21 protein-coding genes are annotated in these 22,624 nt (G+C 39.6%); all 21 read right to left on the reverse strand.

What is annotated here, in order from left to right:
- Positions 1-4 precede the first annotated feature (4 nt).
- The 21 genes from BR73_RS0116060 to BR73_RS0116160 all read right to left on the reverse strand — a co-directional run bounded on the left by BR73_RS0116060 (position 5) and on the right by BR73_RS0116160 (position 22,534).
- A complete protein-coding gene (locus tag BR73_RS0116060; protein WP_033166360.1) occupies positions 5-1,126 on the reverse strand; it encodes an FtsW/RodA/SpoVE family cell cycle protein in 1,122 nt (373 codons plus the stop codon).
- Positions 1,127-1,147: 21 nt separating this feature from the next.
- Positions 1,148-1,420: a cell division topological specificity factor MinE gene (minE, locus tag BR73_RS0116065; RefSeq protein ID WP_033166361.1), complete on the reverse strand. Its 273-nt coding sequence runs from the start codon at positions 1,418-1,420 to the stop codon at positions 1,148-1,150.
- A 16-nt stretch (positions 1,421-1,436) separates the two neighbouring features.
- Positions 1,437-2,228 carry a septum site-determining protein MinD gene (gene minD, locus BR73_RS0116070; protein ID WP_033166362.1) on the reverse strand — a complete coding sequence of 264 codons (792 nt, stop codon included), beginning with the start codon at positions 2,226-2,228 and terminating at the stop codon, positions 1,437-1,439.
- A 22-nt stretch (positions 2,229-2,250) separates the two neighbouring features.
- Complete coding sequence (gene minC, locus BR73_RS0116075; protein WP_033166363.1) at positions 2,251-2,916, reverse strand: septum site-determining protein MinC; 666 nt, start codon at positions 2,914-2,916, stop codon at positions 2,251-2,253.
- 73 nt (positions 2,917-2,989) lie between these two features.
- Positions 2,990-5,926 carry a penicillin-binding transpeptidase domain-containing protein gene (locus tag BR73_RS0116080; protein WP_033166364.1) on the reverse strand — a complete coding sequence of 979 codons (2,937 nt, stop codon included), beginning with the start codon at positions 5,924-5,926 and terminating at the stop codon, positions 2,990-2,992.
- Complete coding sequence (mreD, locus tag BR73_RS0116085; RefSeq protein WP_033166365.1) at positions 5,927-6,436, reverse strand: rod shape-determining protein MreD; 510 nt, start codon at positions 6,434-6,436, stop codon at positions 5,927-5,929.
- Between the two features lie 15 nt (positions 6,437-6,451).
- Entirely contained in the window at positions 6,452-7,306 is an 855-nt protein-coding gene (gene mreC / locus BR73_RS0116090) for a rod shape-determining protein MreC (RefSeq protein ID WP_033166366.1), read from the reverse strand.
- A 34-nt stretch (positions 7,307-7,340) separates the two neighbouring features.
- Positions 7,341-8,363, reverse strand: a complete 1,023-nt coding sequence (locus tag BR73_RS0116095) for a rod shape-determining protein (RefSeq protein WP_033166367.1) — start codon at positions 8,361-8,363, stop codon at positions 7,341-7,343.
- Between the two features lie 71 nt (positions 8,364-8,434).
- On the reverse strand, positions 8,435-9,133 hold the full coding sequence (radC, locus tag BR73_RS0116100) for a DNA repair protein RadC (RefSeq protein ID WP_033166368.1): 699 nt from the start codon (positions 9,131-9,133) through the stop codon (positions 8,435-8,437).
- A gap of 48 nt (positions 9,134-9,181) precedes the next feature.
- Positions 9,182-9,457, reverse strand: coding sequence for a DUF4321 domain-containing protein (locus BR73_RS0116105; RefSeq protein ID WP_033166369.1), 276 nt, complete (start codon positions 9,455-9,457; stop codon positions 9,182-9,184).
- An 84-nt stretch (positions 9,458-9,541) separates the two neighbouring features.
- Complete coding sequence (locus BR73_RS0116110) at positions 9,542-10,861, reverse strand: methionine gamma-lyase family protein (protein WP_033166370.1); 1,320 nt, start codon at positions 10,859-10,861, stop codon at positions 9,542-9,544.
- Between the two features lie 23 nt (positions 10,862-10,884).
- Entirely contained in the window at positions 10,885-11,829 is a 945-nt protein-coding gene (gene miaA, locus BR73_RS0116115) for a tRNA (adenosine(37)-N6)-dimethylallyltransferase MiaA (protein ID WP_033166371.1), read from the reverse strand.
- Positions 11,830-11,856: 27 nt separating this feature from the next.
- Positions 11,857-13,968 carry a DNA mismatch repair endonuclease MutL gene (mutL, locus tag BR73_RS0116120; RefSeq protein ID WP_033166372.1) on the reverse strand — a complete coding sequence of 704 codons (2,112 nt, stop codon included), beginning with the start codon at positions 13,966-13,968 and terminating at the stop codon, positions 11,857-11,859.
- Between the two features lie 56 nt (positions 13,969-14,024).
- A complete protein-coding gene (gene mutS, locus BR73_RS0116125; RefSeq protein WP_033166373.1) occupies positions 14,025-16,730 on the reverse strand; it encodes a DNA mismatch repair protein MutS in 2,706 nt (901 codons plus the stop codon).
- 34 nt (positions 16,731-16,764) lie between these two features.
- The gene (gene rnhA / locus BR73_RS0116130) at positions 16,765-17,241 is read right to left on the reverse strand and encodes a ribonuclease HI (RefSeq protein ID WP_033166374.1); all 477 of its coding nucleotides are present in this window, start codon (positions 17,239-17,241) and stop codon (positions 16,765-16,767) included.
- Positions 17,238-17,867 (reverse strand): hypothetical protein, encoded by a 630-nt coding sequence (locus BR73_RS0116135; protein WP_033166375.1) that lies wholly within the window; start codon positions 17,865-17,867, stop codon positions 17,238-17,240. Before BR73_RS0116135 ends, rnhA begins: the two co-directional genes overlap by 4 nt.
- 110 nt (positions 17,868-17,977) lie before the next feature.
- A complete protein-coding gene (locus BR73_RS0116140; protein WP_033166376.1) occupies positions 17,978-18,472 on the reverse strand; it encodes a GNAT family N-acetyltransferase in 495 nt (164 codons plus the stop codon).
- Between the two features lie 308 nt (positions 18,473-18,780).
- The gene (locus BR73_RS0116145) at positions 18,781-19,449 is read right to left on the reverse strand and encodes an ABC transporter ATP-binding protein (RefSeq protein ID WP_033166377.1); all 669 of its coding nucleotides are present in this window, start codon (positions 19,447-19,449) and stop codon (positions 18,781-18,783) included.
- Positions 19,449-20,684, reverse strand: a complete 1,236-nt coding sequence (locus BR73_RS0116150; protein WP_033166378.1) for an ABC transporter permease — start codon at positions 20,682-20,684, stop codon at positions 19,449-19,451. Before BR73_RS0116150 ends, BR73_RS0116145 begins: the two co-directional genes overlap by 1 nt.
- Positions 20,685-20,735: 51 nt before the next feature.
- The gene (locus BR73_RS0116155; RefSeq protein WP_051685248.1) at positions 20,736-21,143 is read right to left on the reverse strand and encodes a DUF4418 family protein; all 408 of its coding nucleotides are present in this window, start codon (positions 21,141-21,143) and stop codon (positions 20,736-20,738) included.
- Between the two features lie 203 nt (positions 21,144-21,346).
- The gene (locus tag BR73_RS0116160; RefSeq protein ID WP_051685249.1) at positions 21,347-22,534 is read right to left on the reverse strand and encodes an ABC transporter substrate-binding protein; all 1,188 of its coding nucleotides are present in this window, start codon (positions 22,532-22,534) and stop codon (positions 21,347-21,349) included.
- Positions 22,535-22,624: the final 90 nt, after the last annotated feature.

Consider the following 22,624-nt stretch of genomic DNA (forward strand, 5'->3'; position numbering starts at 1 on the left):
GGTGTTACCCCCTTCTATATTTTCTCTGTAAATTTATATTGATTATGATTCCGATGGATATCATGCTGCTCATCATGGAACTTAATCCGTAACTGACAAAAGGCAGCGGAATACCGGTATTAGGCAGTATAGCAGTTGCAACACCGATATTGACAAACATCTGAAACACAAACATAGCAGAAATCCCTGTAGCAATCATACGTCCCAATCTGTCAGGCGCATGGCTTGCTATAATAAGACACTTAAAAATGATAATTGATAATAGCACTATTATAGCACAGCTGCCTAAAAATCCAAGGCTTTCACTGGCAACTGAAAAAATAAAATCACTTTCAGCTACCGGAACGTAGGTGTCGCTTTGGATGGCATCTTTGCCTTCTGAAAATAGCTTTCCAGTTAACTTACCCGATCCGATAACCTCAACAGAATTCTCCTGCTGGTATAAGGTATCAGAGGAGGTGTCTGCCTCCGGGTTCAGATAAGCTTCAATTCTGTTCTGATGATAATCCGTCAGGAAGAAGATATCGTAATGATTCTGAATCCCCCATAAAGTTCCGGCTACAATCGGTATGGTAACCAACAGGATTGGCAGAATTATTTTAAGGCTTAATCCTCCTACAAATATCATTATAGCAAAAATAAACAGAATAACAAGAGTTGTAGATAAATGTGGTTGTATGAAAACTAAAAAAGTTGGAATCCCGATAAGTGCTGTTAATAAGAAAAATACATAAAATTTATTCATCTTCTCTTTAAATATCACTAAGAGTTTTGCCATAAAAATGATAAGTATAATCTTCGTTAACTCAGATGGCTGAAATTCAAATACTTTTAAATCAAGCCATCTCTTTGCGCTGTAGTGCTCAACTCCTATCAGCCTAACAGCTGCCAGGAGTATCAGATTTATAAAGTATAGTATAATATAGAATTGGCTGATAAAATGGTAATCTACCAGGGATACAAATACCAGTATGAAAACACCAAGAACAAGACCCATTAAATGCTTTAAGAAAAAGGCCTCATTAACAATTCGGACCAGGTATATTCCAATACTGCTTAGAATAATTACCAAAGTCATTATGCTGAAATCATAGTTGCTTATACTGTACTTTTTAAATGGAAACATATTTTTACCCTAACTTTACAATTATTTATTGGACTTCATATCTCTTATAGGAATATTTGCAAACAACGCAGGTACAGTCCCATTATTACCTTCAGACTCTGTCTGGGTAATCTTAATATCCAGTCCTTCAGTGTCAATTTCTACATACCTGGAAATAACGGCAATTATATCGTTCTTGATCTGTTCCATTAATTCCGGTGAACATCCTGCCCTGTCTGAGACAAGCACCAGCTTCAGACGATCTTTTGCAACACCGCTTGAAGTCTTTTTTTTGAAAAAATCAGCTAATCCCATTTTAATACTCCTCTCCCTAATTCTTCTTTAGTAAGTTAGCCAGCCAGTTAAACAGTCCCTGTTTTCCCTTTAAATCAAGGAATGGAACTTCCTCCCCTAAAATTCTGCGGCAGATATTCATATAAGCCTGTCCAGCTAATGTACTGGTGCCAACCAAAGGTTCTCCCTGATTGGTTGAGATAACGATATTCTCATCATCGGGTACGACACCGATTAGGCTGATGGCAAGTATCTCCACAACATCTTCACTGGACATCATATCACCTCTCTTAACCATATCAGGTCTTAAGCGGTTTACTATTAAATGTGTCTGCTTCATTTCATTGGCCTCTAAGAGACCGATAATACGGTCAGCATCCCTTACAGCTGATACTTCAGGGGTAGTAACCACTAATGCTCTGTCCGCGCCTGCAATTGCGTTTTTAAATCCCTGTTCAATACCTGCGGGGCAGTCCATTATTATGTAATCAAATTCATCTCTCAGTTCATCTGCAAGTTTCTTCATCTGTTCCGGAGTAACTGCTGTTTTATCTCTTGTTTGTGCTGAAGGCAACAGATACAGATTAGGATATCTCTTATCTTTTATAAGCGCCTGCTTCACTCGGCAATTACCTTCTATTACGTCCACCAGGTTATAAACGATCCGGTTCTCTAAGCCCATAACAACATCCAGATTTCTGAGACCTATATCTGTATCGATCAAGATTACTTTCTTATCAAGCTTTGCAAGGCCTGTTCCTACATTGGCTGTTGTTGTTGTCTTACCTACTCCACCCTTGCCGGATGTTATTACTATTACTTCACCCATTAAATTATCCTCCAAAAACTTATTATAAGTTTATATCATTTATAACCTCTTTACTCAAAGGCTCTATATAGATATTTCCATCTTCCAAAAAAGCAATTTTGGTTTCTTTCGCTGCTGTTTTTTCCGGCTTGTCCGGAGATCTTGCAATGGTATCTGCTATTCGAATCTGAACAGGATTCATATCAAGAGCAACTACAAAAGAGTTGTTATTACCCGAGGCACCGGCAAAGACACTTCCCTTTAAGGAGCCAAGTACAATGATATTTCCTTTTGATACGATTCTGGCTCCTGGATTAATATCTCCAATTACAATTATACTTGTCTCAGACTCAAGTACCTGTCCGGAACGAAGATTTCCTTTATAGAACTGTCCGCTGGCATTAGACAATTCCATCAGCTTTTCATCCAATGCTTTTTTGAACTTTTCTTCCTGTCCCGGGTCATCTTCAATTACACAAACTACATGAAGCATAGTCTCTTCTGCAATGATATTAAGAACATCCCTTTGCTGTTCGTTGGTCAGCTTTCTCCCCTCAAAGCTCAGAGCCATCTGAGCTTTATCAAAAAATTTTGCGGATTCCCGAAATTTTTCTGCTATTTTTTCTCTTAAGCTTTCATAGTCCATATCACTGTCTAATACAACTATTATACCATATTTATTGCCTTTTATAATAACTGGGTTGTTCATAAACACCTCCTGATAACTTAACTTATAAAACACACTGATAAACCAAAACCAAAGACACTGCCGTTGTTTTGGTTTAGTCAGTAAAGGATGTTGTCTGGGATTCCGGCATAATAGCTTTTCCCTCTGGATCTGTAAAGCCATCTACATTAAAGTAATAGCCGTATAAATTCTTGCTCAGTTCAACAGCGTTGCTGGAGGCATAACCATTAGGTATTACAGCAATCATAGAAATTTCAGGATCTTCATAAGGACCATAAGAAGCAAATAACGCATGATTACCTCTTGAACGGCTTTCCTGGGCTGTACCAGTCTTACCTGCAACTGTCACAGGAAAATCCTTAAACAGGTAGGACACTGAACTTCTGCTACCGTTTGCAACCTTATACATACCTTCATGTACAAGATTCCAGTAAGTACTGCTTATTGAGTCAATATGCTCAGTCTTGCTATTTTCCTCTTCCTGCTTGTTTTTACTTTCCTTATCTTCCTTATTCTTCTTATCCTTCTCAAGTTCATTTTTATCCAGGACCTTACCATTTTTATCAACTACCTTGCTTAAAAGGGTAAGCTTATAGGAGGTTCCTCCTGTGGCAACAGTAGTCACATATCTGGCTAACTGTACTGGAGTATAATTGTTCGTACCCTGTCCAATGGCAGAGCGGACTGCATCCATATCGGAACTCTTTGGTTCAGCTTCTTCAAGCTCAATTCCTGATTTCTTATTTAGGCCCAGTAAAGTAGCATATTTTGATAACTTTTCAAGCCCGATGGCAGTCTTATTAGAATCATTTCCATTCAGACTTAAACGCCATCCCATTTCATAGAAGAAATAGTTACAGGATACTTCCAGTGCCGTGGTGACGTTTACTTTACCATGGCTGGAGGTCGACCAGTCTTTTGGTGGCTGATAGGTTACTTTATTGAAAACAACCTCATCATAAACAGTTTCCTGAGGACCTAAAACGCCCTCTTCCAGTGCAGCAATTGAGGTAACCATCTTAAAGGTAGATCCGGGAGCTGTTTTCTGCTTGGTAGCTCTTGATATGGTAGGTTGGGATAAGTCAGCATTTACCTTGGTATAGTATTGATAATCTATTTTATTTGCAAAATAATTATTATCATAGCTGGGATAAGATACCATTGCTCTTACTTCACCGGTTTTCGTATCCGTTATTACAACTGAGGCACTGCAAGGATCAAGGGCTAGTTGTGCAGGAGTTATTTCAATATTACGTATCTTTTCTGTAATAAAGGAATAAGCTGATACTGTATTGTTCTCTAATTTGGTGATATCTTCCTTATTATATTTTAACACACCTTGGTCAAATAATAAAAGACAAATTTCAGTTCCTGTTAATTTATAGGAGTATACCAGTTCTTTGTATATTTTCTTCTGGAAAGCCAAATCATCCACCAGCGAATCCATTACATGCTTAACAAGTATTTCATATAACTCATCTGTGCTGTAATAGCTGCTTCCAACCTCCAATTTCTCTAAGTCCACCCAATTCTTAGACAAGGCATACTGAAGAAATTTGCTCAAACTGATTTTATCTTCCGTATATTTTATATAAGTGTCATCACTGGTATCAACAGGTGCCAAAAGAGAAGTTCCGTCTTTAATATCGCTTTGTTTGGTTATAAGAATTCCTTCACTTTTCAGTTTGGCATAGATATAATCCAGATAATCTGCCATTGCCTCAGATACATTTGAATTCAATGCATCAGAGCTGCTGGAGAGCTTTGATTTCAGTTCCTTTAATACATCGTCTCTTTTATCAGTGTATTTATTGTACACCTGCTTTTCCAGATTGGTTGCATCGTCTGCCTTAAAGCTATTGACATCTATAACACTGTTGTTAATCAAAGCAAAATAAACATCATAGATAGGAATCTTAATATCTTTCGCAGATTCACCTCTGGTTCCCGCATTTGTACTGTTATTTATCTTAGAGAGCAGAATACCAGCCAGAACTCTCTCTATTATTTTATAATAAGCTTTTTGAAGATCGCTGTCTATGGTCAGATAGACATCCTTGCCAGCAACCGGTTCTGTCCTTTTAATGGTCTCAAGATATTTACCCGAAGAATTAACCGATATGGTTTCAATACCTTTCGTTCCGGCAAGTTCTTCTTCAAAAACCTTTTCCACCCCTAGTTTACCAATCATATCAGAAGTGTTATAGCCGGAATCATCTCCCATGCTCTGCATTTCCGTATCATTGACAAGTCCGGTATAACCAATAATATGTGCATTGTAGATACTGTCATTATATACACGGTAAGATTGCTGCTTAATCTCCACCCCCGGTAATTCGGAGCTGTTTTCATAAATAGCAGCTACGGTTTCATCACTGACTTTAGAAGCAATAATAATCTGATTATATGCCGGCCAGTTACTAAATATAGCATAACGAAGTGCCATTATCTTCAGGGCTTCTTCCATTGTATAATCATTCGAGATCTTAAACATGGCAACACTTTTATCACCGTTTCTAAGATAGTCAAATACTTCGTCAGGAGTAGCTTTTACCTGTTCTTCGGAAAGTTTATTGATATTTGATTTACCGTATACATTCATCTTAAAACGCAACTCAGCAGTTTCTTTTACGGTAAAGTACAGCTTTCCCTCCTCATTGAGAGCTATTCCAAAGTTATTTTCTATGGTATTGTCATACTTCTCTAAAATGGTAATTAAATGGAACAGCATTTTATTTAGTTCTTCATTGGAAGCAATCTTCGATATGTTTTCCAGTACAACCGAGTAACTAATCTCATTGTAGGCAAGAAGTTTGCCTTTAACGTCATAAATATTACCCCTGGTACTTTTAATCTCACGCTCTCTCGTTTCTCTGACTTGGGAGATTTCTTCATATTGATCCCCCTTAATGATCTGGAGGGTATACATTCTGCTGATCAGGACAGCAATAAGTGACAGAAATATTATTGTAACCGGAAACATTCTGGAGGTGAATACCTGTTTTATCTTTTCCCATATAATATCCAACATTTAAAACGCCTCCTCCTCTTCCTTTTTCTCTGTCTTAATTCGGATTATGTTCAGCAGCTTATACAAAAAGACAGATATAATCACTGTATAAATCAGCTCCGGCAGACCTTTATGGAAAAAATAAAATCCTATGTTTAATCTGCCTCTCAGTAAGTATTCGAATACATAGTAGAAAAAAAAGTAAATCAGATCACTAATTCCAACAAGTATTACAGGTATCGTAAGGTTCTCTTTTACAAATATCTTGTAGCAGAACCCATTCAGATATCCAATTGTCATAAAGATCAGTGCATATAGTCCGACGATACCGCCATAACACAAATCAATAAACAGACCGCAAAGGAATCCGGTTAATAGCCCTTCTCTTCTTCCTTTCATTAATCCCGACGAAACTGTAAGTATCAGAAGAAGATTAGGAACCACTCTGGCAAGGGAAAGCCATTGGAATACCGTCGTCTGTAATAAAAAGCATATTAATATTTCAGCCATTACTATTACGAATCGTTTCACTTTAACTCCTATCTATCAATCCTTCAATTCCTCTTTTAATTCGGTTATTATAAGTACCTCATCCAGTCTGCTGAAATCAACTGCCGGAATCAATTTTGCTGTTTTTGTCAGGTTATTGGGCTCTAACTGTATTTCCGTGATATAACCTATAAGTATTCCCTGCAGGTATTTCGGGCTGATAGCAGAGGTAACAACTTCATAACCATCAGCTACCTTCGCGTCTTTTCCAATTAAAGATACATCGATAACACCGTTGCTATATGCTTCCATCCCTCCGCTAACCACACAGGTATCTGAGGTCTTGATGAACATTCCAAAGACATTACTGGAATCATCAATTATAGAACGAACAATAGAATAATTCTTGTGAGCTTCAACTATGATACCCACTAATCCATTGCCGGAAATAACATTCATATCCACTGCAATACCATCATCCGTACCTTTATCGATTTTAAAGCTGCTGTACCAGTAATCGTTAGGGTCCCTTCCGATAACTCTTGCACCTACCTTAGGATAATCGGCATATTTTTTGTCGAGCTTATATAGATCACGGTACCGGTCCAGCTCATATTTGTCCTGCAGTAATATTTTATTTTCATAAGTAATCTCAGACAACTGCTGTTTCAAATCTTCGTTTTCACTTAGCAGGTCGTTCATACTGACAAACTTATCCCCCTGGTCAGCAATGGCTTTTCCAACGGAATTAATACCTTTCTGCATGGGTGTCACTACATAACCGATTGCTCCTTTTACAGGTAATAAGATTTCACTGTAGCGGAATGATATAAACATTAGTATTAGACATAATACTACACCTCCGATAAAGAGATGCTTCGGATTAATGGAAAAACCTGTTCTCCTTTTCATATTGAATAGCTCCCTTGCTTACTTTAAAAATACATTACCCTTTTATTGCAGCCTCTTTTAATGGACTTGCCAATTCTTTCAGGTTCGCATCTTCGATTATTTTTCCCAGTCCGTTTACTACAGTGTTCGCTGAATCATTACAGATATTAATCTTAAGTCCGGTTTCCTTTGCTAAAAGGACATCCAAGCCTTTAATGGCAGAGGAACCACCGGTTACATAGATACCGGAGTCAATGATATCAGAAGAAATTTCCGGCGGGGTTCTTTCCAGAATAATACGGATTGCATCTATAATGGAATAAATGTACTCAATGATAGATTCATAAACGAAGGAAGAACTGATATCAACTTCTGTAGGCAGGCCTGTTACCACATTCCTGCCATAAGCTTTTATAGTCTTTTCTTCCATAGGAGAAGCAGTTGCCAATTCTTTTTTGATGGTTTCAGCAGTTCTATCACCAATTACCAGATTGTAGGTCTTCTTAACCGTAGACCTGATAGATTCGTCCAGCCTGTTTCCTCCAATAGGAATAAGCTTGCTGATAACAATACCGCCCAAGGACATTATGGATACCTCTGTAGTATCTGCACCGATGTCTACCACCATAACACCTTTGGCGTTGTTAACGTCAAGACCGATACCTACTGCATCTGCAATAGGCTTTTCCACAATTTTAATCGATTTCGGCTTAACCTGTGAGCTTGCAATCAGATCATAGAAAGCTCTTTTTTCTACTTCTGTAATATCTGTGGGCGTAGCGATGAGTACAGAAGCTGCCCTCATACCTCCTCTTTTGTTAAGCCCTTTAAAGGTATAGTTAATCAGCTCAAGCATATTGTTAATATCTGCTATTACCCCGTATTTTACAGGATAGCTCACATTGATATTAGCCGGTGCCTTTCCATGCATTTCAAACGCTTCATTTCCTACAGCAATTACCTTTTTCCTGCCTTCTACTGCGATGATGTTTTTTTCATCTACCACAACTCCGTCATTTTTTCGGTATATTTTAATGGTACTGGTACCAAAGTCTATTCCATATGTTTTTCCTGACATTTTTTATTTCTCATTGCAATTGTATTCTTATTCTTCTATTAGGGATTCTGTCTCTGCAATGTTTTCCTTTCCTAAATATAACCCTGTTCTGCAAGGCTTATATACCTATTATCCCCAATAATTATATGATCCATAAGCCGAATTCCCATTAAATTACCGGCTTCTTTCATTCGATGTGTTGTTTGGATATCTTCCCTGCTGGGGGTTGGGTCCCCACTGGGATGGTTATGAAGAAGTATGATATTAACTGCTTCGTATTTAAGTGCATTCAAAAAAATCTCCCGGGGTGAGAGCAGGGAACTGCTTACTGTACCGGTTGATATTATCATATCCTTTAGTATTCTGCTCTTGGCATCCATCATGATAAGATAAACAACCTCTCGCGCAAGATGCCTCATTTCCTGCATATAGTAACTGGCAACCGCTTCGGGAGTTATCAGTGATAACCTCTTTTCATTGGTTGCCTTAGACATTCTTTTTGTTAATTCTGTCACACACAAAAGCTGTATCGCCTTTACACGGCCTATCCCTTTAATCGATGTTAAATCCTTCAGACTCATATGGTTTAAGCCTATAAGTCCCGGATAGGCAGCCGAAAAAGAAAGTACCCTGGACGCCACATCTACAACACGCTCTCCTGTTGAACCCGAGCGTATAATAACTGCCAGAAGTTCAGCATCTGAAAGTGCCCCCGGACCTGATCTTTCACATTTTTCATAGGGTTGTTCCGATGCAGGCATGTCTTTCAGGGTATAATATTTACCTGTCATTTATCCTCCTACCTTCTCTCTCCGGGAAAAGCAGGATGCTTAGAACCTTTAAAGCTTACGGTATAATATTATTGCCAGAATTATGCCAATAATACCGCCAATGGTTATTTTAATGGATAAGCCGAAGCTTACGACCAATACACCCAAATTTACCTTTACTACACCATTTTGTCCGGCACTTCCGATGCCGAATTGCTGTCCATAATTAAGCCATGACAGATAGGGGATATCCCTTGTAAGATAACCTATGAAGCCACCCAGGACCACACCGGCTAACAGTACGATCAATAATACACCTGTATCCTTAGCATTGAATCTGGACATCGGACTTGTACCTCCACTACAAAAATTTCCCCTATATTCTAACATATAATACTGATTTTGTATACACCAATAGAATAATATAATTTATAAGGTTATAAGACCTTCTTCATACATTTTCTGTACAGACATGAGAATTCCGAATTTGGCATGATACCAGGTCAGCCCTCCCTGAAAATATACATTATAGGGTGGTTTCACCGGTGCATCTGCACTAAGTTCGATACTTGCTCCCTGAATGAAAGCTCCTGCTGCCATGATTACATCACAGGTATATCCAGGCATTGCCCAAGGCTCCGGAACCACATAACTGTCAACAGGTGCTGCTGCCTGGATTCCACGGCAGAAAGCAATTACTCCTTCTCTGGTGCCAAGTGTCACTGCCTGAATAATGTCATGTCTGGATTCGCTGCCGTTAGGAACAACAGCAAAACCTAATTTCTCATAAATATTCGCTGCAAAGATAGCTCCCTTTAACGCTCCGGACACCACCTGGGGTGCCAGGAACAAGCCCTGGAACAACTGGCTGTTAATACCAAGGGTAGCACCTACTTCTTTGCCAAGTCCGGGTGCTGTCAGGCGGAAAGCCGCATTCTCCACATATTCTTCTTTACCGGCAATGTATCCTCCGATAGGTGCAAGACCGCCTCCCGGATTTTTAATCAATGAGCCTACTACCAGATCAGCGCCTACATCTGTAGGCTCGATGGTTTCTACAAACTCACCATAGCAATTATCCACCATACAGATAACTTCGGGCTTAATAGCTTTTATAAAGGCGATCAATTCACCGATACGTTTTACAGATAAGGTAGGTCTGGTTGCATAACCCTTGGAACGCTGAATGGTAATCAGCCTGGTTCTCTCGTTGATGGCATTTTTTATGCCTTCATAATCGTATTCACCATTCTCTAATAAGTCTACCTGCGCATAGGTAATTCCGTATTCTCTCAATGATCCGGTTAACCTTGCTCCTTTTAAGCCATCTGTACTGCTGTCTTCCCCGATTCCGATAACTCCTTCCAGGGTATCATAGGGTTTTCCAACAGGTGATAAAATCTCATCTCCGGGTCTTAAATTTCCTGACAACGCGGTGCTGAGAGCATGAGTACCGCTGATCAGCTGAGGTCTTACAAGTGCTGCTTCTGTATGAAATACTGAGGCATAGACACTTTCTATGGTATCTCTGCCCAGGTCGTTATAACCATAACCTGTGGTAGCAGCAAAATGTATATCGCTGACACGATTCTCCTGAAAAGCCTTTATTACTTTTAACTGATTATATTCTGCTATAAGATCGATTTCATCAAATCTTTCTTTAAGTTTCTCTTCTGTTTCTTTTCCAAGTTTTAATATAGACGGCTCTATAGAAAACTCCTTATAAATCTTTTCCAGTTCCTGCTTCATGACTTATCTGCCCTTTGCCTTTCTTATTTTACAATACCCTTATCCTTTATTTGTGAAAGCAGGGCTTTTAAGATATCTTCATCATCCTGGTAATCTTCTTTCTGTACCCAGATTACTTCTTTCTCCCGTTTAAACCAGGTAATCTGCCGTTTGGCAAAGTGCCTTGTTTCCTGTTTGATACTATTGATTGCTTCACTCAGACTGCAGCTGCCGTTAATATAACTGATAATTTCTTTATAACCAAGTCCCTGCATGGAAACCATATTACCGGTGCAGCCTTTGTCCAGCAGGCTCTTCACCTCATCCACAAGCCCTTCTTCTACCATCAGATCAACTCTTTTATTGATTCTGTCATAAAGGACCTTTCTGTCACGGTTTAATACAAAATAGCAGAAGTTATAAGGTGAATCTTTCTGCTTTTGTTCTTCATTGTGGGCAGAGATTAAATCCCCGGTCTGATTATGATATTCAAGGGCACGGATAACACGTTTCACATTGTTTGGGTGAATGGCTTTTGCAGCTTCCGGATCAACTTTCTTAAGTTGGTCGTAAAGGTAATCTGCACCCTTTTCTGCTGCCTGTATAAGTAGACTATCCCTGTATGCATTATCCTCTTTTGCCTCTTTAAAATCAATTCCGTTTAATACCGCCTGTATATAGAAACCGGTCCCGCCCACAAGGATGGGCAGTTTACCCCTTTTATAGATGTCCTCCATATACTTAAGCGCATACTCCTGAAATCTGACTACATTAAAGTCTTCTTCCGGTTCCAATTCATCAATAAGATAATGGGTGACGCCCTGCATATCTGACGGTTTTATCTTCGCAGTACCTATATCCATATGTTTGTACACCTGCATGGAATCGGCACTGATAATTTCACCCTCTACAGCTTTTGCAAGCTTTATGGAAAGCTCGGTCTTTCCCACTGCCGTTGGTCCTGTCAGGATAATCAAAGGCTTTTTCATAATTTCGCTTTCTCCTGTATTTATTCTCTATACGATTCGCTTGAATTTTCTTTCCACCTCATATTTACTCATGGAGATAATAACCGGTCTTCCGTGAGGACAATTATATGGATTCTCAAGGGTCAGAAGTTGTTCAATCAAAGCTCTGGCTTCTTCTACGGATAGTTTATGACTTCCCTTAACCGCTGCCTTACAGGACATGGAGGCTATCTTATCCAGTATGATTTCCGGTGTATTGTTATAGCCTTCTTCAGTAAGTCCATCAATGATCTCAATTAATATATCATAATGGACCAGGTTGTATAAATCTCCCGGTACCGCACGTACTGCATATTCCTTACCGCCAAACTCCTCGAATTCAAAACCCGCTTCTTCAAGGTATTTCATATTGTGAAGCAGTGCATCTCTTTCTCTGATATTTAGTGATAAGATAATGGGTGGCATTAACTGCTGTGAAAAATGTTCCTTTTCTTTTAACTTCTTTACAATACGCTCATACAGAACCTTTTCATGGGCTGCATGCTGATCAATCAGGAACATCTTGTCTCCGTATTCAATAATCCAATAGGTATTGAATAGCTGACCAATTATCTTATGCTCCGTTACCGCCTTTTCCGATAAGAAAGCTAACTGTTCGTATACTCCATTGGTTTCAGGTTTCTGAAAATTGCTATCTATGTTAATATCTTTTGTATTTTCGCTGTCAGAATTTTGAGATGCAGCTGCTGGTATAACTGTACCTGCTGGTGGTGCGGGTTGGTTGGCAGCAACGTTATCTTCTGTTAAATTATAGTTTTGTTCTGTCTTCTCCATTTGAGGAACAACAGCTGCCTCTTCCCTATAAACAATGGTGTTTTCTGCTGTTCCTGCACTGGCTTCCTGAAGTCGTGCTTTATTCTCCAATAATATGGAGGGTGCTGTATCCACATAGGATTTTAACTGACCGATTTCAGTTGCTTTTACTGCCTCTTTCAGAACTGAATTAATCGGACTATTATTATTTTTATCATAGGAAAATGAGGAGGGCTTTTGTGGTGCTTTGTAGGTAAGTCCTTCCTCCTGCCGTCTTTTTACTTCGAAGGGTTCCGGCAGTTTTTGTTCTATCTTTCTGGCTTTATCCTCTTTTGTAAGGTGTACTTCTGTAATTAAGTCCCTGCCCTCTAAAGTATTCCTTATGGTGTTATAAATAAACCGGTAAAGTTCCTCTCCGTTTTTGAAACGCACCTCTAATTTTGCAGGATGTACATTTACATCAATCAGCTCTGTGTCGATGGTCAGCATCAATGCAGTAAACGGATACCGGTGTAGCATTATGTAGGGCTTAAAAGCTTCCTCTATGGCTTTGTAGATAATAGGATTTTTTACGAATCTGCCATTAATAAAGTAGTTTTCGTAATTTCTGTTACCTCTCGATATGGCTGGCTTTGCAATAAACCCGGATAGGGTAAGCTCTCCCTCTTCCCCTTTTACCGAAATCAGATGAGAGGTAATATCCCTGCCAAAGATATGGTAAATAACATCTTTTTGATTATTGTTTCCGGAGGTGTGGAGCTTAACCTGTCCGTTGACAATGAATTTAAAAGAGATCTGAGGATGGGATATAGCAATTCTCTCCATAAAATCCTGAATATACCCCGCCTCTGTTACTGCAGATTTTAAGAACTTCTTTCTGGCTGGTGTATTGAAAAACAGATTTCTGATTATAAAGGTGGTACCTTCCGGACAGCCGATATGTTCCAAGCCCTTTTCGACTCCGCCATCAATGAGATACCTTATTCCGGTAAAGCTTTCTGAGGTCTTAGTCACCAGTTCCACCTGTGCTACTGCTGCAATACTGGATAAAGCCTCACCTCGAAAACCAAGACTTGTTATACGTAAAAGGTCGTCAGCGGTTCTGATCTTACTGGTGGAATGGCGGAGAAATACATAAGGCATATCTCCTTCTTCTATACCGGAGCCATTATCCGTTATACGCAGGAAACTGATACCGCCTTCTTTGATTTCAACGGTTATTACCGTAGAACCTGCATCTATGGAATTCTCCACTAACTCCTTCACTACCGCTGAGGGTCTCTCAATCACTTCTCCGGCAGCTATCTGGTTTATGGTAGCTTCATCCAGAACTGTTATTTTAGGCATATATTCTCACCTACCTTTCTCTTGTTGGTCACCCCTGTGAGTATCGCAGAAGGTTGTCAGGAGTATTTCACCTTTTCCTGTAGTTTATAAAGATAATTCAGAGCATCCATGGGAGTCATTGTATTAAGGTTCAACTCTTTAATCTCTTCCGTAAAATCAGGCACCAGCTTGTAGTCAAACAATGAAATCTGATTCTCCAGGTCTTTGCCTTTTCTATAACCTTTGTTCTTAGGATGACCATAAGTATGTTCGTCGCTGACTGCAATTTCCTGCAGTTCTTCTCTCTCAGTACCTTCACTGATATTAACTGCTTTCATTGCTTTCGCTTTATCGGTAATGTCATTAATACTAAGTTCATCTACAATATCCCTTGCTCTTTTTAATACATTATCTGGAACTCCTGCCAGCTTCGCAACCTGAATACCATAACTTTTGTCTGCTCCGCCGGAGATGATTTTTCTCAGGAAGATGATATCTTCTCCCTGCTCTTTTACGGCAATGCAGTAATTATTTACACTATCTATCTTACCTTCCAGTTCTGTAAGTTCATGATAATGGGTAGCAAATAGAGTCTTCGCGCCTAACAGCTTTGGATTGGCAATGTGTTCCACTACCGCCCAGGCGATACCAAGACCGTCAAAGGTGCTGGTTCCCCTGCCGATTTCATCCAATATCAAAAGACTGTTTTTCGTGGCATTTCGAAGAATATTGGCTACTTCTGTCATCTCCACCATAAAGGTACTCTGACCGGAAGCCAGGTCATCAGAAGCTCCTACCCTGGTAAAGATTCTGTCAGCAATACCGATATTTCCATAAGAGGCAGGAATGAAACAGCCAATCTGAGCCATAAGTACAATCAGAGCGGTCTGTCTCATATAAGTTGATTTACCCGCCATGTTAGGACCAGTAATAATAGAGATACGCTTATCTTTGTTATTAAGATAGGTATCATTGGCTACAAACATATCTCCGGTTATCATCTGCTCTACTACCGGATGTCTGCCGTCCTTTATGTCTATGATTCCTTCTTCGTTGATAACCGGACGTATAAAACGGTTTCGTTCAGATACATAAGCCAGGGAGGTATAGACATCAATTTTGGCAAGTCCCTTTGCCGTCCGCTGAATTCTCTGGACTTCCCGTGAAATCGTATCCCGGATTTCGCTGAATAACTCATATTCCAGTGAATATAATTTATCTTCCGCTCCGAGGATTACATCTTCCAGTTCCTTTAACTCAGGTGTGGTATACCGTTCTGCATTTGCCAGGGTCTGTTTTCTGATCCAGTTCTCCGGAACCAGATTCTGGTAGGAATTGGTTACTTCCAGATAATAACCGAAAACACGGTTGAATTTTATTTTAAGATTTTTAATACCGGTTTTATCCCGTTCTCTGGTCTCAAGATCCGCCAGCCAGTTCTTCCCTTCTGATTTCGCCTTACGAAGCTTATCCACATCCTCATGATAACCATCTTTGATAATACCGCCTTCCTTGACAGCAATTGGCGGTTCCTCTTCAATACCTTCATCAATGAGTTTAAACAGATCCTCTAAAGGATCTAATTCAAGAAAGATTTCTTTTAGGAGGCTGCAGGCAGAGGTCTCAAGAAGCATTTTTATAGGCGGAATCATAGCTAAGGAGTTCTTAAAGGCAATTAAATCTCTTGGTCCTGCACTTTTATAGCTTATACGGCTGATAAGTCTTTCCAGGTCATAGATTGCATTCAGGTATTCCCGGATCTCTTCCCTGGTAATAGCAGACTCATTTAATTCCTCCAAGGCGTCCAGTCTGTCTGTAATACTCTCTTTCTCTATAAGGGGCTGTTCAATATAGCTTCTTAAAAGTCTTGCTCCCATAGCTGTCTTTGTTTTATCCAGCACCCACAGCAGTGAACCTCTCTTCTGCTTTTCACGCAGAGTTTCTACTAACTCCAGGTTTCTTCTGGTGGAACTGTCAAGAATCATATAACGGCTGGTCACATAGGGAATAATGTGTGTAAGGTGGGAAAGCGAGTTCTTCTGGGTTTCATGCAGGTATAACATAACTGCACCGGCGGCAGTTATTCCAATGGAATAATCTCCAAGGCCAAGACCTCCCAGGTTAGAAACCTTAAACTGCTCTTTTATTGCCTTCACACAAGCCTCTTCTTCAAAATACCAGGGTTCCAGGTCAGATAAAGAAATATTCAAACGGTTTCTTAAGTCCGCAATATCAAATCCACTGACCATAAAGGTGCTGTTGCAGATTATCTCAGAAGGTGCATATTTATTAATTTCATCAATGAGTTTACGCTCGGAATCCACTTCAGTAACAAAGAAATCACCGGTAGTAATATCTACCGTTGCAATTCCGTAAGCATTTACTGTATGTACAATACCCATTAAAAAGTTATTCTTGCCTTCTTCTAATGACTGGGCATTTAAATTGGTTCCAGGTGTTACAATCCTGATAACCTCTCTTTTTACAATACCTTTTGAGGCTTTAGGATCTTCTACCTGTTCACAGATAGCAACCTTATACCCTTTTGCAATTAGCCTTGACAGATAATTTTCCACTGCATGGTAAGGGATACCACACATTGGTGCTCTTTCTTCCTGTCCGACATTTTTACCTGTCAGGGTTATTTCAAGTTCTTTGGCACAGGTAACAGCATCTTCAAAGAACATTTCATAGAAATCTCCCAAACGGTAAAAAAGAATACAATCCTTATATTGTCCCTTTATTTCAACATATTGCTGCATCATTGGAGTCAATTCAGCCATATCCTTTGTTCCTTCCTAAAACAATTAATATTATTTATAATTCTATGGTATCATCAGCAAGATCATTTCCATCCGCAGCACTGGTAGCAAGTACATCGCATCTTTCATTCTGAGGATGACCGTCATGACCTTTTACCCAAACAAAAGTAACCTTATGAGGCTCCATGGCCTTTAGCATTCTTTTCCATAGGTCTACATTTTTGACCGGTTCATTTTTTCCTCTTTTCCAGCCTTTTTTTATCCAGCCCTCCAACCAATGCTCGTTAAAGGCCTTCACCAGGTACTGGGAATCTGAATACAAAGTCACTTCGCAGGATTTATTCAGAGCTTCCAGGCCAACAATGGCAGCCATAAGTTCCATACGGTTATTGGTAGTCTTCTTAAAACCGCCGGAGTATTCACGGATGTGCTCTGTTCCCGCCGGATCGATATAACTGATTATGGTTCCGTAACCGCCCGGTCCGTCCGGATTGCCTCTGGCTGCTCCATCCGTATATATTGTTACTTTCATTCTGCCCTCTTTTCCCAGGTTATCAAATCCTCACTGTAGGGAAGTTCTCTGACATAGTCGCAGAAAACATGCCATTCCATCAGCTTGTGGTTCTTTCTGGCATTATAAATATTTATAAGATTCTCATAATTTAAGGTAACGGTTCTCATCTGATTATAACCGGAAGGAAGCAGCTGTATAATACTATACCAATAATTTTTATCCTTGGTCTCAAGAAATTTCAGACGAAGAGCCTCCAATTCCTCCATAAGATGACCGAATACAAGCTTTGCTTCTTCTGCCAGATGATCCGTACTGAAATCAGAGATTTCAAATGGTTTACAGTGAATTTTGTGCATGGTACTGGTTGAGTTGGCTGTTGTACCTATTTTATAAGTATCAAATTCCTTCCACCAGTAAAGCGGTGCTGTGATATCCATGGAAACGAACACCTGACGCAGATATTTTCTATGATCGGTTCCTGCTCTGCACAATCTGACTGCAAGGGAAAAATCATTGCTTCCCAGTATGTATTCTCCTTTTTCATTATAAGAACTGTCACTCTTCTCCCAGCTGTTCATGGGATTTCTAGCTCCTCTTATAGCATTTTCCAGATTCATGACATGAATATGCTCTATTTTTAGCATGTTTATTTTCCTTTCTCATTTAAGGTGTATAATTCTTATCAAATCAGCGCTTTATCAACACTCATAATTCTGCTTCTGCTTAGCAGTCTTATCTATCATCTTTATGTACTTTATAGTAATTTCGCCATATAATACTCATCTACATAGCTCCCATTAACAAGCATTGAATTTTTCTTAATTCCTTCCTTCCGGAATCCTTTTTTTTCGTATAGACCAACTGCAGTCTCATTATGGCACATGACGGTCAATTCCAAGCGGCTTATCTTATTCTGTTCAGCCCATTTATCCAGCTCATTAAAAAATTTGGTTCCTATACCCTGATTTCGATAGCCGGTACATATACCCGTCACAATATAAGCTGTATGACGTATTCTGTTTAAGCCGCCTCTTTCTGCAGAAATATAACCCCACAGCTTGTCCTTATCTTCTATAACCATAAGGAAGTTATCCCCGTCCATCGCTCCCCTGATTAAAGCTTCTGTTCTGTCTCTTTGAGGCTTTCTCTCTCCCGGCTCATACATCATATACTCAGTTTCTTCATCCAGTCTCAACTGAAAGGCAATAAATTCATCTGTATCTTTTAGTGTTATATTCCTTATCTGCATATAAACCCCTATCTTTGTTTTTGAACAGGAATAAATCAAGCGTTTAAAAAGATTTAGTTCTAAAACCTAGCCCTGGCGTGTAATTAAAATGCTTGCGCTGGCAGGCATTTCACTTTTAAAGCAATGATTATTCAGGTACTATCTAGTCCAATAAAAGATATTATAACATTTTTTTTGCTAAAATGTCACCCTTATGAAAAAAAAGATACTGGGAGTTCATATACTCCTGTATCTTTTCATACTTTCCTATTCATTTCTTTTCATGCCATTTCTTCTCAAGCATTTCTTTCTTCTCAAGCCATTTCTTCTCAAGCAATCTTGTTTACAACCTTAAGTATTCCTTTGTTCATTCTATATACACTATCGCTCAATGTTAAAAAGCTCTCATCGTGAGTACTGATCACTACTGTTGTACCATCATCATTTATAGCTTTAAAAAGTTCCATTACTTTACTGGCATTTTCCCTGTCCAGATTACTGGTTGGCTCATCTGCTATAAGAATTTGAGGTTTTAGCATTAAGGCTCTTGCAATTGCAGCTCTCCTGATTTCTCCTCCCGATAGTCTGGCAGGATAAGAATTCATTGCTTCCAAGAGCCCTACAAGTTTCAGGACCTCTTCTGCCCTTTCCCTATAATTCCCCTTATTACCTGACAGATAAATCGGATAATAAAGATTATCTTCAACGGTAAAATTAGACAACAGGCTCTGTCCCTGCATAAGGAAACTAATACCTGCCGCTGTACTGGCTTTCTTTAAGTTCTCATTTACAATTTCCCCTGAATTATAATAAACCACCCCGCCGGAAGGTTTTAACAGTCCTGCAATTATAGAAAGCAATGTACTCTTGCCGCTGCCGGAAGGACCAATTATAGTCAGAAATTCTCCTTCATAAATCTTTAGCGATACATTATTCACTGCTGCTTCTCCGGTAGCAGAATGCTTATAATGTTTTGTAATATTCTTTAATTCCAGCATTATTCATTCTCCCTTATCAGCGTATAGGTTTCTGTTCTGTATAGAGATATCGCACTGATAGCTGCTGCAATTACTCCGGTCAATACGGACAGCAGTATAGCTAACAGGGTTAATCCCAAAAGTCCGGCAATACCGGGACTCAGGTAAGGAAGCTTTAGCTTCAGAGAAATGTAATTATGAAATAAGCTTACCACCATCGTAGCAATTATACTTGCGGATACACTTCCAAGGATTCCAACTGCCGCAGCCTCTCCAATAATCAACTGGAGTATTTTACCTTTGCTTCCACCCAAACTCTGAATTATACCGTATTCTCTCTTTCTCTCATTAATAGACAGGGAAAAGATACTGATCAATGCAAGAACTGTAAAGGATACTAACAGGATTCCAAATATAATAAAATAGGAGGTAAAGCGGCTTAGAGTCACTGCAATTCCTTCCACCAGCTTTCCGGAAGTCTGAACGCTGACACCATCCTCTTTATATATTTTTTTCAGTCCGGCAGCAACTTTATCAGCTTCGGCATCTTCGTTTATCTTTATTGTTATCAGCGAAATTACATTTTCTCTATTTCCAACTGCAAGATAATTTTTAACAATGGGTTCCTCCAGAAGTACCTGGGCAGTATTGAAGTTTAAGAATACACTGTTATCATAACCCATTCCGGTTTCTTTTAATTTTCCGGCCACTTTAAAATCCCGACCGAGAAAAGTTGCAGAATCTCCTTTTTTGTAGGAAAGCTTACTGCCAACAACAATTTCACCATCAGGCAGATTACCGTTTAACTGTTTGGATATCCAAGGCTGCACTAAAAAATCGGTATCCGGATTGTAAGCAATCATTTGTACCGCCTCGTCACAGCAGGGACTGTTATAGATGGTAGCAAGAAACAGCTGTGAACTCACCTTCTCTACCCCTTCCACCTGTGATGCCTTTTGCTCCAGGGACTTATCGAAATAAATCGTACTAGGCTGGCCAAGAAACAGTGCATCTTTTACTGAACTTACATAATCCTCCGGCACCAGAAGGATATCAGCACCGGTACGGTTCACGGTGCTGTTAAGTCCCTCTTTCATGCTATAGAGTATATTGGCAGATAAGAAGATGGTAAATATCATAATAAATAAGAAGGAAGACAACAAAATGGTTCTGCTCATTTTCCTTTTTAGGTTTTGCAGGAGGATATGGCTATAGCGGAGGTTACCGCGGATATTACCCTTTGATTTTCTCTTCATATTATATACCCTTTGCATCTCATAATGGATTTAGATATTTCACTGTTCAGCTTATTGTTGTATCTGCCTAATTCTGCCAAACAAATATAAAACAGTACCAGTAATATAAAGGAGGCCTAAGGCCGATATTAAATAAAGTGCCGGGAATGTAAGGCTCTGACAAGCCATATCCTTGCTCTTACAACCACCGATCAGTACTGCCGGTATTAAGATACCTATTAGAAAAATTGCAGCTGATTGCAATAATAAGAATAGTCTGGTATTAAGGCCGGCAGCAAACAGATAGAGCCCCCCTGTAACAATTAACAGAATACCAATTCCTATTTCTGCCTGTATAGTCCAATGGCAATTCATGACCATCTCTTCTGAAGAGCAGACTTTAAAGATAGAACGGGGACCTGTTATAAATAACAATCCTGATATTCCCAGTATGATAGCTGTAGCTATACGATTTTTCATAATTTATACCCATTGCATATCGCAGGCCGACCTGCGATACTGCCACAAATAATAAGGAGTGAAAGAATCCTGGCGTGACATCCTTTCAATTTATTATTTTCTTTCACTCTTTCACTCTTTCTCCCCAGACATAGACATTCACCAACGCCATAGTTTTAATTTTCTTTTCGCTTCTCTGGCTGTTAAATATCCTATTTACAGTTTTACTTTAGCTGAGAGGCAGGATCAATAGGTGCTTCTATCGTACCAGTAATTTCATCTTCAACACCTTCCAGTCTGATAAAGCTGTTTTTAGCTAAGGTATCTGCATCAGTATCCTTACGAATCAAACCCAGCTCTTTCATATCCAGAATATTTCTGGTAAGGGCTGTTTCCACACCGCTAACAGATGGCAGATACTTGTAATCAGCAAGGGTTCTCTGATCAACTGCAAGATCTCCTACCAGCCACTCATTATCCAGCTGAATTTCAGCAGCAAGATCTTTGTTCTGGTCAATCCAGACAGAGGCTTTCTGAATGGCTGTAACTACTTTGGCAAGTTTCTTTGGAAGTTTTTCTATTATTTCATTTCTAACCCATAAAGAACAGCAATATTCATCCTTTAAGAGTTCTGAGGTAGCAGAGTTAAAGATTGATACTCCGTCACCATCACTTACTAGAATAGAAGCCTGAGGATCACCGATTGCAATTGCATCTACTTTACCCTCCTTAAGTGCTACCGGAAGGTCTGCCTTGGGAAACACTACAAACTCCACTTCCATATTACTGCCGGTAGAACCTATTCCAACACTTGCCAGGGCTCGCTGGGCAACAATGTGAGGTGAGGTAGCAAGGTTTTCAACACCGATTCTCTTTCCCTTTAACCCTTCCAGGCTTGTAATACCGGAATTATTTCCTGCAAGAAGCTGGATACAGCCTGTATGCACACCAAGTACTGTTTTGGCTTCCAAGCCATTGTCAAGAGGCGCTAACATGGCTGCTACCAGACCAAAGGAAACATCTGCCTGTTTGGTAGAAAGCATTTCTACACCGCTGGTACTGGAGGTCACATAGGTGTAGTCAACTCCTTCTTTTAAACCTTCCGCTTCAAAGAACTGAAGCTGTTTGGCAATGTGGATGGGAATACCGCAAAGTCCTGCACCGTAAAGAATTTTTATAACTCCATCTTCTAATTCTTCGCCAGCTGCTGTACTAACGGCTTCTGTTGTGGGTGTTTCTGCAGCACTTTCAGCGGCTTCTGTTGGAGTAGGTGTTTCTGTAGCTGTTACTGTAGTGGTTACTGCTGTCCCCTCTGTCTCTTTATTCTTCGTTCCTCCGGAGCATCCGGTAAGCACCAATACAGTGACCAATAAAAGACTTACAAGTATCCTTGCCTTTTCTTTCTTTTTCATAAAATTCCTCCGTCATACAAATAATTTTCCATAGATGATAATTTTCTTCACATTTCCATATTCAATGCTAAATTTTTTTCTGATGAATCT

Origin of the sequence: Clostridium sp. KNHs205, from assembly GCF_000702945.1 — a bacterium.
GTDB lineage: Bacteria > Bacillota > Clostridia > Lachnospirales > Lachnospiraceae > Anaerocolumna.